The following is a 15,613-nucleotide window of genomic DNA, read 5'->3' on the forward strand; positions in this document are numbered from 1 at the left end:
GGTCAGGCGAGGCCGAGCTGCTGCTGCAGGCCCGCCTCGTCGGTGGCCCCCCAGCGCTCGACGAGCATGCCGTCGTCGTCGAAGCGGCCGACCTGGATGCCGCGGACGGTGAAGCTCCGGCCCGTCGGCTCGTGACCCTGGAACGGACCGGTGTGAGTGCCCGAGATCGTGAAGACGGCGGTGACGTGCTCGTCGTCGGCGACGAGGGTCTCCACCGCTAGGTCGACGTCGGGGAAGGCCGTGAAGAACTCGCCCCAGAAGGCCTTGATGCCCTCGACGCCGGCCGGTGCGCCCGGGGCGGGGTCGTGATCGACGACGTCGGCGTGGAATCCCTCACCGAGTCGATCGACCTGCCGCGCGGTGAGGATCTCGCCGATCAGCTCCTGGGTCTTGATGTTCTTCTCTTTCGCCATCGTCGGCTCCATTCCTGTCTCGTGTCTGGACTCCCGTCTACTCCTCCCCAGAGCGACGGACGGGCGGGTGCTCACAGGTCGCCCGACGGTTCACGTGCCCGTCAGGGCTCGGCGCTAGGCTGACCGGGGCCCGTCGCCACGACGTCGAGACCGTTCGACCAGGTGGTGACCGGCCTCCGCCGACACGTCGGCACGACCGAGCGAAGCAATGGCGCAGCGATGCGGATTGGAAGAACAGCGTGGATCTTTTCGAGTACCAGGCCAGAGACCTGTTCGAGCAGTACGGCGTGCCCGTGCTGCCCGGCATCACGGCCGACACCCCTGAGGAGGCGCGGGCCGCGTCCGAGAAGCTGGGCGGCGTGACCGTAGTCAAGGCGCAGGTCAAGGTGGGTGGCCGTGGCAAGGCCGGCGGCGTCAAGGTCGCCAAGACCCCCGACGAGGCCGAGGCCGCCGCGCGGGACATCCTCGGGCTCGACATCAAGGGCCACGTCGTCAAGCGGGTCATGATCGCCGGCGGCGCGCAGATCGCTCAGGAGTTCTACTTCTCGGTGCTGCTCGACCGGGCCAACCGCTCGTACCTGTCGCTCTGCAGCGTCGAGGGCGGCATGGAGATCGAGCAGCTCGCCGTCGAGAAGCCCGACGCGCTGGCCCGCATCGAGGTCGACCCCCGCTCGGGCATCGACCTGGCGAAGGCCACCGAGATCGCGAAGGCCGGCGGGTTCCCCGCAGAGCTGGTCGAGAAGGTCGCCCCCGTGCTCGTCAAGCTCTACGCCGTCTACGAGGGCGAAGACGCGACCCTCGTCGAGGTGAACCCCCTCGTGCTCACCGAGCAGGGCGACATCGTCGCCCTCGACGGCAAGGTGTCGATCGACGAGAACGCCGACTTCCGTCACCCCGGTCACGCCGAGCTCGAAGACGCCGATGCGGCCGACCCCCTCGAGGCCAAGGCCAAGGCCGCCGGCCTCAACTACGTGAAGCTCGACGGCGAGGTCGGCATCATCGGCAACGGCGCCGGTCTCGTCATGTCGACCCTCGACGTCGTCGCCTACGCCGGCGAGGCGCACGGCGGCGTCAAGCCCGCGAACTTCCTCGACATCGGCGGCGGAGCGAGCGCCGAGGTCATGGCCGCGGGCCTCGACGTCATCCTCGGCGACGCCCAGGTCAAGAGCGTCTTCGTCAACGTCTTCGGCGGCATCACGGCCTGCGACGCGGTCGCCAACGGCATCGTCGCCGCCCTCGGCATCCTCGGCGACACGGCCACCAAGCCGCTCGTGGTCCGCCTCGACGGCAACAACGTCGACGAGGGTCGACGGATCCTGGCGGAGGCGGCGCACCCGCTGGTCACCGTCGTCGCGACCATGGACGAGGCGGCCGACAAGGCCGCCGAGCTGGCTTCGAAGTAAGGACTGAACAGAACAATGTCGATCTTCCTCAACAAAGACAGCAAGGTCATCGTCCAGGGCATCACCGGCGGTGAGGGCACGAAGCACACCGCTCTGATGCTCAAGGCCGGCACTCAGGTGGTCGGCGGGGTCAACGCCCGCAAGGCCGGCACCACCGTGACGCACGGCGACGTCGAGCTGCCCGTGTTCGGCACCGTGGCCGAGGCCGTCGCCGAGACCGGCGCCGACGTCTCGATCGTCTTCGTGCCCCCGGCCTTCGCCAAGGACGCCGTCGTGGAGGCCATCGAGGCCGCCGTGCCGCTCGTGGTCGTCATCACCGAGGGCATCCCCGTGCAAGACGCCGCCGAGTTCTGGGCGCTGGCGAAGTCGAAGGGCGGAGCGACCCGCATCATCGGACCGAACTGCCCCGGCATCATCACGCCCGGCGAGTCGCTCGTCGGCATCACCCCGGCCTCCATCTCGGGCGCAGGCCCCATCGGGCTCGTCTCGAAGTCGGGCACCCTGACGTACCAGATGATGTTCGAGCTGCGCGACCTGGGCTTCTCGACGGCCATCGGCATCGGCGGCGACCCCGTCATCGGCACGACGCACATCGACGCCCTCGAGGCGTTCGAGGCCGACCCCGACACGAAGGCGATCGTCATGATCGGCGAGATCGGCGGCGACGCCGAAGAGCGGGCGGCCGAGTACATCAAGGCGCACGTCACCAAGCCGGTCGTCGGCTACGTGGCCGGGTTCACCGCCCCCGAGGGCAAGACCATGGGTCACGCCGGCGCCATCGTGTCCGGCTCGGCCGGCACGGCCCAGGCGAAGAAGGAGGCCCTCGAGGCCGCCGGGGTCAAGGTCGGCAAGACGCCGAGCGAGACCGCCGCACTCCTGCGCGAGGTGTACGCGGCTCTGTAGGGCCGACCCGCGCCTCCTGAACGGGCGTGTCCGTCGAGACCGGGTGGTCGTCATGACCCGGAGTCGACGGACACGCCCGTTCGGCGTCCGGCCAGGGCGAGCGCTCAGGGCGAGGCGCTCAGGGCGAGGCGCTCGGAGAGCGTCGGGGGCTGCCGGTACAGTCGACCTCGATGAACCGCCCTGCAACCGCCGCCTTCGCCGCGCTCGAAGCCCTGCTCGTCGTCGGCATCGGCGTGGGGCTGCCGGTCGCGATCACCAGCCTGCTCTGGGCGTTCCAGTACGGACTGCAGCTCGACTGGGTCATCTTCTGGCGCGCCTCGATCGACACCTGGCTCGTGGGGCACGGGGTCGACGTGACCCTGAGACTGGGCGGGGCCGCCGCCGAGGCCACGGGGGTCGCCGGGGCCGACGCTCCCATCCACCTGACCATCGCGGCCCTCGGGTTCTCGGCCCTGACGGTCGTCTTCGGCATCCGCGCCGGTCGTGCCATCGCCGAGACCGAGCACCGGGTCGTCGGCCTGCTGACGACGATCGGCACCTTCGCGCTGCTGTCGACGGGTCTGGCCGCCACCGCCCAACACGAGCTCGCCTCGCCGTCGCTGTGGCAGGCCGTCGTTCTGCCGCCGCTCGTCTACGCCGTGCCCGTGCTCGCGATGGCCGAGATCACGCGCCGTCGTCGAGGAGAAGACCCCGGCGCGATCGCCTCCTCCGTCACCCGCCTCGTCGTCCGCGCACCGCTCGTCGCCCGCATCGTCGCAGCCGGGGGGCTGCGGGCCGGCGTCGCCATCGCGTCCGTCGTGGTCGCCTGCGCGGCGGTCGTCGTCGCCCTGCTGTTGCTCACGCACTTCGCGCAGATCATCACGTTGTACGAAGGCGCCCACGGGGGTCTGCTCGGTGGCCTCGCGCTGACGATCGGCCAGCTCGCCCTGCTGCCGAACATCGTGGTCTGGGCCGCTTCGTGGCTCGTCGGTCCCGGGTTCGCCCTCGGCACCGGGTCGGGCATCTCGCCCCTCGGCACGTCCGTGGGTCCGCTGCCCGCTCTTCCGATCTTCGGGGCGCTGCCGACCGCCGACCTGCCCTTCGCATTCGTCGGGCTGCTCGTGCCCGTCGTGGCCGCGTACGTCGTCACGACCCTGCTGCGCCCGAGACTTCAGGCCGCTCTAGCGGCAGCCGGTGTCGACGACACCCTGCGTCGAGTGCTCGTCGGGGTGACCGCCGGCGTCGTGGCGGGTGTCGCGCTCGGGGCGGCGGCCTGGGCGTCCGCCGGGTCGGCGGGGCCTGGTCGCCTCGTCGACGTCGGCCCGAACCCCTGGGCGGTCGGCGGCTTCACCGCGCTCGAGGTCGCCGTACCCGCCGTCCTGGCCATGATCGTGGCGCCGCCTCGGTTCGTGACGGGCGGGGGTCTGCCGACCCGCGCCTCCTCGGGGGTCGCACGCGATGCGGGGGCGACGGCGTCCGCTGCGTCCTCGCGCGGCGCCGGGTCCGCGGGCCGCTCTGCAGACGAGACGGCGCGCGCACCTCGCGAGTTCGGCACGCCACGGCCCGGCGAGTCCGCAGGAGGCGCGGCGACGGCGACCGGCATCGGTACCGGCACGAGCACCCTCGCGCCCGAGTCGGCGCCAGGCGAATCCTCCGAGGCGGAGACCGTCGGCGTCGACGACGACGACGACTCGAGGATCGCGGCACCGCGCGACGACCGCGACCGCGACCGCGACCTCGGCAGAGACGAGCGTGACGACGACCGCGACGCCCGCGACCGCGACGCCCGCGACCGCGACGCCCGCGCCCGCGACAGCGCCGACCGCGACGCCGACCCCGACGTCACGGGCCGGATCGACGGCATCACCCGCTGACCCCTCACCGGGTTCGACCCGGGCGCCGAGGGGTGCCGCGAGGCGCTGTGAGGCGCCACGCTAGGCTTGCCGCGTGCTGAAGCTCGTGGTGCTCATCTCCGGTGGCGGATCGAACCTCCGGGCACTGCTCGAAGCCGCACACGACGCCGAGTACCCGGCGCGCGTCGTCGCCGTCGGGGCAGATCGCGACGCCGACGGGCTCGAGCACGCCGACCACTTCGGGGTGCCGACCTTCACGGTGCCGTTCTCGAGCTTCGCCGACCGCGGGGCCTGGGGTGACGAACTGCTCTCGCAGGTGCGGCAGTGGCAGCCCGACCTGGTGGTGCTGAGCGGCTTCATGCGACTCGTGCCGCCCCGTGTCGTCAAGGCCCTCGCCCCGAACCTGATCAACACGCACCCCGCCTATCTGCCCGAGTTCCCCGGGGCGCACGGAGTCCGCGACGCCCTCGCCGCCGGTGTCGATCAGACCGGTGCGAGCGTCATCGTCGTCGACGACGGCGTCGACAGCGGCCCGATCCTGGCTCAGCAGCGCATCCCCGTGCTGCCCGGCGACGACGAGTCGTCGCTGCACGACCGCATCAAGCTCGTCGAACGCGAACTGCTCGTGCAGACCGTGCTCGACATCGCCAACGGAACGATCGACCTCGAACAGGAGTCCACCGCATGAGCGGCCACGCCATCGAACCCAGCCTCTACCGAGACCGCGACACCGTGCCCGTCAGGCGGGCGCTCATCAGCGTCAGCGACAAGAGCGGCCTGCTCGACCTGGCGGGGGCGCTCGCCGGCGCGGGCGTCGAGATCGTGTCGACCGGCTCGACGGCCTCCACCATCCGCGACGCGGGGCACGAGGTCACCGACGTCAGCGCCGTGACCGGGTTCCCCGAGTCGCTCGACGGGCGGGTCAAGACCCTGCACCCGGCCGTGCACGCGGGCATCCTCGCCGATCTGCGGCTCGAGTCGCACGAGGCGCAGCTCGCCGAGCTCGACATCGCGGCGTTCGAGCTCGTCGTCGTGAACCTCTACCCGTTCGTCGAGACGGTCGCCTCGGGCGCCGACGTGCCCACGGTGATCGAGAACGTCGACATCGGCGGACCGGCGATGGTGCGCGCCTCGGCCAAGAACCACGCGAACGTCGCGATCGTCGTCTCGCCGTCGAACTACCCGCAGATCGTCGACGCGCTCGCATCCGGTGGCACGACCCTCCGGCAGCGGCAGCGTCTCGCGGGCGAGGCGTTCGCCCACACGGCCTCGTACGACACGGCCGTCGCGGCCTACTTCGCCGCGAACGTCGGTCACGACGCCGACTCTGACAGCGCAGACGCGACAGACGGAGCCGAGGAGGCGCGGGTCGGCTTCGCCCCCACGGTCACCGTCTCGGCCGAGCTGCAGCACACCCTCCGCTACGGCGAGAACTCGCACCAGTCCGCCGCGATCTACGCCACCCCGGGTGCGCAGGGCATCGCGCAGGCCGAGCAGCTGCACGGCAAGGAGATGTCGTACAACAACTACGTCGACGCCGACGCGGCGCTGCGGGCCGCCTACGACTTCGACGAGCCGGCCGTCGCGATCATCAAGCACGCGAACCCGTGCGGCATCGCCGTTGCCTCGCCGGGCGCCGTCGACGCCATCGCCGACGCGCACCGGCGGGCGCACGCCTGCGACCCCGTGTCGGCGTTCGGGGGCGTCATCGCCGCCAACCGGCCCGTCACGCGTGCCATGGCCGAGACCGTGCGCGACATCTTCACCGAGGTGGTCATCGCCCCCGGCTTCGACCCCGAGGCAGTCGAGATCCTCAGTGCGAAGAAGAACATCCGTCTGCTGACGCTGCCCGCCGACTACTCGCGCGACGACCGCGAGGTCAAGCAGATCTCGGGCGGCCTCCTCGTGCAGGACGCCGACGGCTTCACCGGCTTCTCGTCGGAGGGCTGGACGCTGGTCGCCGGCGACGAGGCCGACGCGGCCACGCGCGCCGATCTCGAGTTCGCCTGGAAGGCCTCGCGCGCCGTCAAGTCGAACGCGATCCTGCTCGCCTCCGGCGGCGCATCGGTCGGTGTCGGCATGGGGCAGGTCAACCGGGTCGACTCGTGCCACCTCGCCGTCGATCGCGCCGGCGAGCGCGCGACGGGTTCGGTGGCCGCGTCCGACGCGTTCTTCCCCTTCGCGGACGGGCTCCAGGTGCTGCTCGACGCCGGTGTCCGGGCCGTCGTGCAGCCCGGCGGTTCGATCCGCGACGACGAGGTCGTCGCGGCCGCCACGGCCGCGGGCGTCACCATGTACTTCACGGGAGAGCGTCACTTCTTCCACTGAGACGTGCCCCGAGGCCTGCGAGGCCTGCGAGTGCTCCGAGCGCGCTCAGCGCCTCGCGCACCCGGGCCCCGCCCCTACGCCCCCGTCGCGATCCGAACCAACCGGTCTTGCGGCGGGGGTGTTCGTGCACCTATCCTGAAAGGCTGCCCAACGCGGTGGAGTGACGATCCGCTGCGTGCCACGAGCAGGTCCGGACGACTGATCAGGTCGGGCGGATGCGTCCTCCACAGGCCGCCGACATCACGACACATCCCCGGCGGCAGGGCCGCGAGCCGCGACGCCCCCGCCAGACGACGACACTTGGAACCGCCATGTCAGCACAGTCCACCTCCACCCCGTCATCGACCACCCCCGAGCCCAAACCGTCGACCTTCCGCGCGCTCGCGCGGCTCTACCCGTACGCCCGCCCGGCCGTGCCGCGCATCGTGCTCGGCATGGTGGCGGCACTGCTCGCCGCCGTCGTCGCCCTGCTCATCCCCGTCGTCCTGCAACTGCTCGTCGACGGCCCGCTGTCGAGCGGCGACCGTTCGCAGGTGTGGCCGGCGTTCGCCGTCGTGCTCGCCCTCGGCGTCGTCGAGGCGCTCATGATCGCCGCCCGGCGGCGCCTCGTGCTCACACCGAGCACCCACGTCGAGGCGTCGATGCGCAACGCGCTCTACGCGAAGCTGCAAGACCTGCCCGTGGCGTTCCACGACCGGTGGCAGAGCGGGCAGCTGCTCAGCCGTTCGGTCAGCGATCTCAGCCTCATCCGCCGGTGGCTCGCCTTCGGGCTGGTGCTGCTCGTCGTCAACATGCTGACGATCGTCGTCGGGTTCGTCGTGTTGTTCTTCTACAGCTGGGCCCTCGGGCTGCTGTTCGTGGTCGCGTCACTCCCGGTGTTCGTGGTCAGCTTCGCGTTCGAGAAGCGCTACTCGCTCGTCGCCCGTCGCAGCCAGGACCAGGTCGGGGACCTCGCCACCAGCGTCGAGGAGAGCGTGCACGGCATCCGCGTGCTGAAGGCCTTCGGGCGGGGCAAGCACTCGCTGCGCGAGTTCGAGAAGCAGGCCGAGGACCTGCGAGGCACCGAGATCGAGAAGGCTCGGGCCGTCTCGAAGCTGTGGCTGTGGCTGCTGCTCGTCCCCGACGTCGCGTTCGCGCTGTGCCTGCTCGGCGGCGTCTGGCTCGCCGCCGACGGGCAGCTGACGGTGGGGCAGCTCTTCGCGTTCTTCGCGACCGCGACGGTGCTGCGCTGGCCGGTCGAGTCGATCGGGTTCCTGCTGTCGATGACCTTCGACACCCGCACGGCGGCCGACCGGTTCTTCGAGGTGATGGACAGCGAGAACACCGTGACCGACCCCGAGAACCCGCAGACCATCGACCAGCCGCGGGGCCGTCTCGAGTTCAAGGGCGCCCACTTCCGGTACCAGGACTCCCCGGCGCAGTTCCCCGACCTGGTCGACGGCGTCGATCTCGTGCTCGAGCCCGGCGAGACCATGGCCCTGGTCGGTCTGACCGGCTCGGGCAAGACCACTCTGCTGGCCCTGGCGCCGCGGCTCTACGACGTCACCGGGGGGCAGGTGCTGCTCGACGGCGTCGACGTGCGCGATCTCACTCGTGAAGAGCTGCGTCGTCACATCGGCATGGCCTTCGAAGACGCCACGCTGTTCAGCGCGACCGTCCGCGACAACGTGCTGCTCGGCCGACCCGATCTCGGCGACGACACCGTCGAGTCCGACCGGGTGCTGCGCGAAGCCCTCGAGATCTCGCAGTCCGACTTCGTCGACCGCCTGCCGGACGGCGTCGACACGCGCGTCGGCGAAGAGGGGCTCAGCCTGTCAGGCGGTCAGCGTCAGCGTCTCGCCCTGGCCCGGGCGATCGCCGCCCGCCCCGCCGTGCTCGTGCTCGACGACCCCCTGTCCGCGCTCGACGTCGACACCGAGGCCCGGGTCGAGGCGGGGCTGCGACGCGTGCTGGCCTCGACCACGTCGCTCATCGTCGCCCACCGGCCGTCGACCGTCACCCTCGCCGACCGCGTCGCCCTGCTCGAGAACGGGGTCGTGACCGCGGTCGGCACGCACTCCGACCTGCTCGCCACCAACGAGCACTACCGCTACGTCATCTCGTCGCTCGACGACGACACCACCACCCGAGACGAGGTGCTCGCATGAGCGACCAGAGACCGGACGACCGCGACGAGACCGGCCGCGACCAGACGGGCCGCGACCAGACGGGCCGCGACCAGACGGGCCGCGACCAGACCGGCGACGCCGGGCGTGAGGCCCTCGACGGCCGCACCCCGGCCGAGAAGCGCGTCGGGCGGGGCTCGACCACCGAGGGGGTCAGAGGCGAGGAGCGCGACGACTTCACCCGCGACGAGAGCAAGCGACTCCGGGGGCGTTCGCTGCGCCTCCTCGGCTCGCTGGTCCGCCCGCTGCGATGGCGACTCGTCGTCATGGGCGTCATCGTCGTCGTCAGCGTCGGGGCCCAGGTCGCCGGCCCGGCCCTGATCGCGTTCGGCATCGACCGCGCCCTGCCCGCCCTGATGGACCAGCAGGACTGGGCGCCGGCCATCCTCGTGGTCGTCGTGTACCTCGTCACCGGCGTGATCGGCGCCGTGCTGATGGCGCAGTACACGGTGCTGTCGGCGCGCATCAGCCAGGCGATCCTGATCGACCTGCGCAAGCGGCTGTTCCTGCACACGCAGCGACTGAGCCTCGAGTTCCACGAGACGTACACCTCGGGGCGCATCATCTCGCGCCAGACCAGCGATCTCGACTCGATCCGCGAACTGCTCGACTCGGGCATCAACCAGCTCGTCTCGGGGCTGCTCTACATGCTGTTCACGGCGATCGCGCTGGTCGCCCTCGATCCGCAGAGCGGTCTCGTGCTGGCCGTCGCGCTCGTGCCGCTGATCGCCCTGACCCGGTGGTTCCAGGTGCGCTCGCAGAAGCTGTTCCGAGCCACCCGTGTCACGAGCGCCCGCGTGATCGTGCACTTCGTCGAGACGATGACCGGCATGCGCGCCGTCCAGGCATTCCGCAAGGAGGGCCGCAACGAGAAGGAGTACGGCGGATTCGTCGAAAATTACCGCCAGGCCAACTCGAAGGTCTTCACCCTGTTCGGCACCTTCGACCCGGGTCTCGTGCTGATCGGCAACGCCACCCTCGCCGCGGTCGTGCTGTTCGGCGGGTTCCGTGTCATCGACGGCACGCTGGCGATCGGCGCCCTGCTCGCGGTGGCCCTGTACGCCAAGCGGTTCTTCGACCCGGCCGAAGAGATGGCGATGTTCTACAACGGCTACCAGTCGGCCTCCGCCGCGCTCGAGAAGATCTCGGGCGTGCTCGAAGAGCAGCCGAGCGTGCCCGACCCGACGCACCCGGTCGACCTGTGGCACGCCACCGGCCGGGTCGAGTTCGACGACGTCGAGTTCGCCTACAACGCCGACACCGTCGTGCTGCCCGAGTTCGACCTGACGGTGCCCGCCGGGCAGACGATCGCCCTGGTCGGCTCGACCGGTGCCGGCAAGTCGACGTTGGCGAAGCTGATCTCGCGGTTCTACGACCCGACCCGCGGGCGCATCACGCTCGACGGGGTCGATCTCCGAGACCTGCACCCCAAAGACCTCCGGCGAGCGATCGTCATGGTCACCCAGGAGGCCTACCTGTTCTCGGGGTCGGTCGCGGACAACATCGCGCTCGGCAAGCCCGACGCGAGCCGCGAGGACATCGAGCGGGCGGCCCGTGCGGTCGGGGCGCACGAGTTCATCATGGCGCTGCCCGACGGCTACGACACCGACGTGAACAAGCGCGGTGGGCGGGTCTCCGCGGGTCAACGTCAGCTGCTCTCGTTCGCCCGGGCCTTCATCGCCGACCCGAGCGTGCTGATCCTCGACGAGGCGACGGCGTCGCTCGACATCCCCTCGGAGCGCATGGTGCAGGAGGCGCTGCAGACCCTGCTCGCCGACCGCACTGCGCTGATCATCGCGCACCGGCTCTCGACCGTGGCGATCGCCGACCGGGTGCTGGTTATGGAGTACGGCCGGGTCGTCGAAGACGGCAGCCCCGCCGACCTCATCTCGGGCACCGGCCGGTTCGCGCAGCTGCACGCCGCGTGGCGGGACTCCCTCGTGTGAGGTCGGCGGAGGTGCGGCGCCGGGCGCGACGACGGGCGAGTCCGTCGGAGGCGGGCGGCCGTGGCCGACCGGGGCGGACGGACTCGCCCGTTCCGGTCTGCCGTCCGTTAGCGTGTCACCGATGCCAGACACGACGAGGTACCTGCAGGCCTACGACGATCAACTCCGCACCGACGCCGAGACGCCGAGCGCGATCGGAGTGACGATGCTGGGCCCGCTCCGGCTCGTGACCTTCGCCGCCGGACGCGGCTTCGTCACGTATCGCGATCTCGGCGGCTCCGACGCCGAGCGCATCCGCGGGCTGGTCGGCGAGGCGCTGGAGCACTTCCGAGCCGACCCTGAGATCGACCGCGTCGAGTGGAAGTCGCGCGGCCACGACCACGCCCCTGGCCTACACGATGCCCTGGTCGCCCACGGCTTCACGCCCGGTGAACCGGAGTCGATCATGATCGGACCGCTCGCGGCGCTCTGCGAGGTCGGCGACGTCCCGGCCGGGGTGACCGTCCGGCGGGTCACGACAGAGGCCGACGTGCGGGCGATGAGCGCGATGGTCGACGAGGCCTTCGGCGAGGCCGTCGACGCGAGACAGGCCGACGCGCTGCTCTCCCGTCTCGCCCGCGGCGACGGCATGGAGCTCTGGGTCGCCGAGGTCGACGGCCGGATGGTCAGCGGCGGCCCACTCGAGCCGGTGCCCGGCACGGACTTCGTCGGCATCTGGGGCGGTGCCACCCTCGAGGCGTACCGGCACCGCGGCATCTACCGGGCGCTGACCGCCGCCCGGGCGCGCTCGGCCGTCGCCCTCGGCAAGACGCTCGTGCACAGCGACTCGACCGACGACTCGCGGCCCATCCTCGAGCGGTCGGGTCTCGTGAAGGTGTCCACGACGACGCCGTACGACTGGGCGCGCTGACCGCTGCGTCGCTCGCGGCGACCGCCCGGCGACCGCCCGGCGACCGCCCGGCGACCGCGGGGCGACGGCGGGCGAGTCCGTCGGAGGCGGGCGGTCGGGGTGGACCGGCGGCGTCGGACTCGCCCGGGGTCGGCAGACACCACGCACCGACCGTGAGGCACGGTCAGCGGGCCTTCGAGGCCTCCGTCGGCGACGACTCCCGCCACGCGAACACCTGGCCGTCGTCGCCGGCCACGACCGACCATTCGCCGCAGACGACCCCTGCGGTCGGCAGGTCGGACGGCCACCAGTCGGGGGAGACGGGCGGGGCCGACTCGAGCGGATCGGCGGGGGTGCAGCCGGCGGCGTCGGCGAGGGGAGTCGTCGTGCGGAACGTGAGAACCGCCTCCTCGGGATCGTCACGGAGCGAGACGGCGCGGATCGACGTGGCGTCCGACGGGACCCACCCGGCGAGCACGAACGACCGCGTGCCCGACTTCGGCGCCTCGCCGTAGCTGTCGAACTCGAAGCTCCGCTCGTTTGACCCGAGGCTGCCGAGTGAGCAGGCGGCGAGGCCGAACGCGAGTGCGGAGACGAGGGCGGTCGCGGCGACGAGACGGGTGACGGAGGGCATGCTCCGAGCCAAGCGCCTCCCGGCGCCGAGCGGATCAGCCCGGAGTCGAGACGGTCTCATCCGTCAGGAGGATCGTGCCGGTCAGGGCTCCCAGGAGGCGCGCTCGAGATCCACCCGGAACGCACCCGCCCGAGACCACCGCAGCGGCGTGCCCTCCACCCGGTACATCTCGAGAGCGCGACTCTCGTGGTCGCGGGGAGCATGCCCGGACGCCCGGATGACGCGCCACCACGGCAGCTCGGACCCCGCGTACGCCATCACCTGCCCGACCGCGCGGGAGGCCCGCGAACCGAGCACGGCCGCTATCGACCCGTACGTCATGACACGGCCCGCCGGGATGGACTCGACGACCTCGACCACGCGCGAGGCGAAGTCGGCACCGGGGCCAGCGCCCGCGTCGGCACCGGGGCTCACGCCGGGGTCAGCCTCAGCGCGGCGAAGTGCTCGCCGTACGGGGTCTCGCCGACGACCTCGAAGCCGATGCGGGCGAAGAACTCCTCGGGCCCGTCGTCGCCGGGTTCGTACATGACCGTCAGTCGGTCGAACCCCCGGCTGCGGGCCTCGTCGGCCAGAGCGTGCACGGCGAATCGCCCGACGCCGCGGCCCTGCGCATCGGCCTCGACGTTGATGCGCCAGATGCAGCTGCGCAGCTTCTCGTCGTCGGCCGAGGCGTCGAAGTTGCCCATGATGAAGCCGACGACCGTGCTCTCGCCATCGCCGCTCTCGGCATCGGCGCCGTCGACATCGACGACGACGCGCGGCCAGGCGGTCGTCGGATTGACGTACGCCTCGGCGATCGAGTGCGACACGGGGGCCACGTACTGCTCTTGGCCCGGCTTGAGCGTCAGGTTGTTGGCCGCGACCACGGTCGCGGCGGACAGTTCTTCGAGGCGGAGATCCGACATGCCCTCAGGCTACTGGCGGCGGCGCTCGCGGCACCAGCATCGACCCCGGCCTCGACCCGGCCGACCCGCGCCACCTGGCAGTGCGCTCGGGTTCGGCCCTGAGATCGCTGGCCGCTGGCGGTTCGAGGTGGCGCCGCCGGGTGGCAGGGAGTTGGCTTGCATATTCAAGTCATCGACCGACACGGTGACCTCTCGGCACGCCGGTTCCGGCCATGCCCCAGCCGCGCTTCGAAGGAGCCCCCGTGAAGATACTCCTGCTCGGAGCGACCGGAGGCGTCGGCTCGCACCTCCTCCGCACCACCCTCGCCGCGGGGCACGACGTGCGGGTGCTCGTCCGCGATGCGACCGCCCTCGACACCAGCGACGGGGTCGACGTCGTCGTCGGCGACGCGACCACCGCCTCCCACATGGCCGAGGCGGTCGACGGGCGCGACGTCGTGCTGAACGCCGTGGGCTCGCGCAACTTCAGGGTGCCGGTCGAGCTCGAGGTCGGGCGCGTGCTGCTGCCCGCCATGGACGCCGCCGGCGTCGAGCGCCTGATCGTCTGCTCGGCGTTCGGGGTCGGCGACAGCGAACGCGACGCCGGGCCGCTGCAGAAGATGTTCTTCCACAGCGTGCTGGGCAGGGTCTACGCGGCCAAGGAGGTCGCCGACGCCGAGGTCCGCGCCAGCGACCTCGACTGGACCCTCGTCTACCCCACCCGTCTCGTCGACGGCCCCGCGACCGGCGACATCGTCGTCGCCGAGAGGCTGCCGGCGGGGGCTTCGACGAAGGTCTCGCGCGCCGACGTCGCCCGCTTCATGCTCGCGCAGCTCGGCGACGGCACCTGGTCGCGGCGGACCGCGGTCGTGACCGGCGCGGACTCCTGACCCGCGCCTCCTGCGCGTCCCGCAACGCCCGCGCTCCCCGCACGCTCCGCTACAGCGAGACCAGTCGGTCGTAGGCGGCGTCGACCCCCGGGTCGATCGCACGGCGGGCCGGGTCGGCGTCGTGCCAGGCGACGATCTGGCGGGCTCCTTCGGCGAACGGGACCCGCGCCTCCCAGTCCGGAGCGATCGCGCGGATCTTCGCCGTGTCGAACACCGCCGGGTGGCTGCGGTCGCCGCAGAGGTCTGCGGTCCACTCGGGCACGGCCTCGGTGATGTCGTGCGTGGTGCGGTGGACGAGGTGCAGCGGCGCCCCGGCGGCGTCGGCGAGATCACGCGCGATCATGTTCCAGGTGAGCTGCTCGGGCGCCATGATGCTGAACGCCTCGCCCATCGCGTCGGGGTGGCCGAGCAGCGCGACGAACGCCCGCGCGAAGTCGGTGGAGTGCGTCAGCGCCCACATCGACGTGCCGTCGCCGTGCAGCACGATCGCGTCGCCTCGGCGCATACGCTCGATGGTCGTCCAGCCGCCGAGCAGCGGCACGTGCGTCTCGTCGTAGGTGTGCGAGGGGCGCACCACGGTGGCCTGCACCCGGCCGGCCTGGTGCTCGTCGCGCAGCAGCCGCTCGCACGCGATCTTGTCTCGCGAGTAGGCCCACCACGGGTTGAACAGCGGCGTCGCCTCGGTGATCGGCAACGAGACAGGGGGCTTCTGATAGGCCGAGGCCGAGCCGATGAAGATGTACTGATCGGTGAGCGGAGCCACGACCCGCAGCATCGACGCGAGCTGCTCGGGCGTGAACGTGAGGTAGTCGGCGACGCTGTCGAAGCGGCGGCCGTGCAGGGCGGCGACCACCGCCTCCTCGTCGCGCACATCGGCGGTGAGCTGTTCGACGCCCGCCGGCAGCGGCCTGATGGAGGTGCTCCCGCGGTTGAGCACGGTCACGGCCACGCCGTCGAGCAGGGCCTGTCGCACCACCGCCGCGCTGATCTGCCCGGTGCCGCCGATCACGAGGAGGGACGTCGTCGTCATCGCCCCACTGTGCACCCGTTCGGCCGGGGCCGGGCCACATCGAGGTGACGCGAAGGGGGCAGGAGGCGCGGTCCGGTGCCCCCTACGCGTCACCTCGATGAGCGGTGCGGGAGCGGAGCGGGGCCCGGCCGCATCGAGGTGACGCGAAAGGGGCAGGAGGCGCGGGTCAGGGGCCCGAACGCGTCACTTCGATGAGCGGTGCGGGGGCGGAGCGGGGGCGGGCCACATCGAGGTGACGCGAAAGGGGTAGGAGGCGCGGGTCAGGGGCCCGAACGCGTCACTTCGATGAGCGGTGC

14 protein-coding genes are annotated in these 15,613 nt (G+C 71.6%); 9 read left to right on the forward strand and 5 right to left on the reverse strand.

Annotated features, from left to right (window positions below; all coding sequences use genetic code 11):
- Window positions 1-2: 2 nt before the first annotated feature.
- Window positions 3-413 carry an ester cyclase gene (locus tag SOM11_RS05825; protein WP_243214540.1) on the reverse strand — a complete coding sequence of 137 codons (411 nt, stop codon included), beginning with the start codon at window positions 411-413 and terminating at the stop codon, window positions 3-5.
- Between the two features lie 239 nt (window positions 414-652).
- Between SOM11_RS05825 and sucC the strand changes: the two genes are divergently transcribed.
- The 8 genes from sucC to SOM11_RS05865 all read left to right on the forward strand — a co-directional run bounded on the left by sucC (window position 653) and on the right by SOM11_RS05865 (window position 11,900).
- Window positions 653-1,816: an ADP-forming succinate--CoA ligase subunit beta gene (gene sucC, locus SOM11_RS05830; RefSeq protein WP_320477469.1), complete on the forward strand. Its 1,164-nt coding sequence runs from the start codon at window positions 653-655 to the stop codon at window positions 1,814-1,816.
- Between the two features lie 15 nt (window positions 1,817-1,831).
- Window positions 1,832-2,719 carry a succinate--CoA ligase subunit alpha gene (gene sucD / locus SOM11_RS05835; RefSeq protein WP_192061089.1) on the forward strand — a complete coding sequence of 296 codons (888 nt, stop codon included), beginning with the start codon at window positions 1,832-1,834 and terminating at the stop codon, window positions 2,717-2,719.
- A gap of 170 nt (window positions 2,720-2,889) precedes the next feature.
- Complete coding sequence (locus SOM11_RS05840) at window positions 2,890-4,572, forward strand: DUF6350 family protein (protein WP_320477470.1); 1,683 nt, start codon at window positions 2,890-2,892, stop codon at window positions 4,570-4,572.
- Between the two features lie 73 nt (window positions 4,573-4,645).
- Window positions 4,646-5,239, forward strand: coding sequence for a phosphoribosylglycinamide formyltransferase (gene purN / locus SOM11_RS05845; protein WP_320477471.1), 594 nt, complete (start codon window positions 4,646-4,648; stop codon window positions 5,237-5,239).
- The gene (gene purH / locus SOM11_RS05850; RefSeq protein ID WP_320477472.1) at window positions 5,236-6,879 is read left to right on the forward strand and encodes a bifunctional phosphoribosylaminoimidazolecarboxamide formyltransferase/IMP cyclohydrolase; all 1,644 of its coding nucleotides are present in this window, start codon (window positions 5,236-5,238) and stop codon (window positions 6,877-6,879) included. The genes purN and purH overlap by 4 nt, the downstream gene beginning before the upstream one ends.
- Before the next feature lie 311 nt (window positions 6,880-7,190).
- Window positions 7,191-9,026, forward strand: a complete 1,836-nt coding sequence (locus SOM11_RS05855) for an ABC transporter ATP-binding protein (protein ID WP_320477473.1) — start codon at window positions 7,191-7,193, stop codon at window positions 9,024-9,026.
- On the forward strand, window positions 9,023-10,990 hold the full coding sequence (locus tag SOM11_RS05860) for an ABC transporter ATP-binding protein (protein ID WP_320477474.1): 1,968 nt from the start codon (window positions 9,023-9,025) through the stop codon (window positions 10,988-10,990). The genes SOM11_RS05855 and SOM11_RS05860 overlap by 4 nt, the downstream gene beginning before the upstream one ends.
- A 121-nt stretch (window positions 10,991-11,111) precedes the next feature.
- Complete coding sequence (locus tag SOM11_RS05865; RefSeq protein WP_320477475.1) at window positions 11,112-11,900, forward strand: GNAT family N-acetyltransferase; 789 nt, start codon at window positions 11,112-11,114, stop codon at window positions 11,898-11,900.
- A 163-nt stretch (window positions 11,901-12,063) separates the two neighbouring features.
- On the opposite strand, the gene SOM11_RS05870 is transcribed toward SOM11_RS05865, so the two are convergent.
- The 3 genes from SOM11_RS05870 to SOM11_RS05880 all read right to left on the reverse strand — a co-directional run bounded on the left by SOM11_RS05870 (window position 12,064) and on the right by SOM11_RS05880 (window position 13,418).
- Window positions 12,064-12,513 carry a hypothetical protein gene (locus tag SOM11_RS05870; RefSeq protein ID WP_320477476.1) on the reverse strand — a complete coding sequence of 150 codons (450 nt, stop codon included), beginning with the start codon at window positions 12,511-12,513 and terminating at the stop codon, window positions 12,064-12,066.
- An 81-nt stretch (window positions 12,514-12,594) separates the two neighbouring features.
- Window positions 12,595-12,927, reverse strand: a complete 333-nt coding sequence (locus SOM11_RS05875; RefSeq protein WP_320477477.1) for an MGMT family protein — start codon at window positions 12,925-12,927, stop codon at window positions 12,595-12,597.
- Window positions 12,924-13,418, reverse strand: coding sequence for a GNAT family N-acetyltransferase (locus tag SOM11_RS05880; protein ID WP_320477478.1), 495 nt, complete (start codon window positions 13,416-13,418; stop codon window positions 12,924-12,926). Before SOM11_RS05880 ends, SOM11_RS05875 begins: the two co-directional genes overlap by 4 nt.
- 242 nt (window positions 13,419-13,660) lie before the next feature.
- Between SOM11_RS05880 and SOM11_RS05885 the strand changes: the two genes are divergently transcribed.
- Window positions 13,661-14,287: an NAD(P)-dependent oxidoreductase gene (locus tag SOM11_RS05885; RefSeq protein WP_192061098.1), complete on the forward strand. Its 627-nt coding sequence runs from the start codon at window positions 13,661-13,663 to the stop codon at window positions 14,285-14,287.
- A gap of 49 nt (window positions 14,288-14,336) precedes the next feature.
- On the opposite strand, the gene SOM11_RS05890 is transcribed toward SOM11_RS05885, so the two are convergent.
- Complete coding sequence (locus SOM11_RS05890; RefSeq protein WP_243214557.1) at window positions 14,337-15,317, reverse strand: NAD-dependent epimerase/dehydratase family protein; 981 nt, start codon at window positions 15,315-15,317, stop codon at window positions 14,337-14,339.
- Window positions 15,318-15,613 lie beyond the last annotated feature (296 nt).

Source organism: Frigoribacterium sp. CFBP9029, from assembly GCF_034045305.1.
Classification (GTDB): Bacteria; Actinomycetota; Actinomycetes; order Actinomycetales; family Microbacteriaceae; genus Frigoribacterium.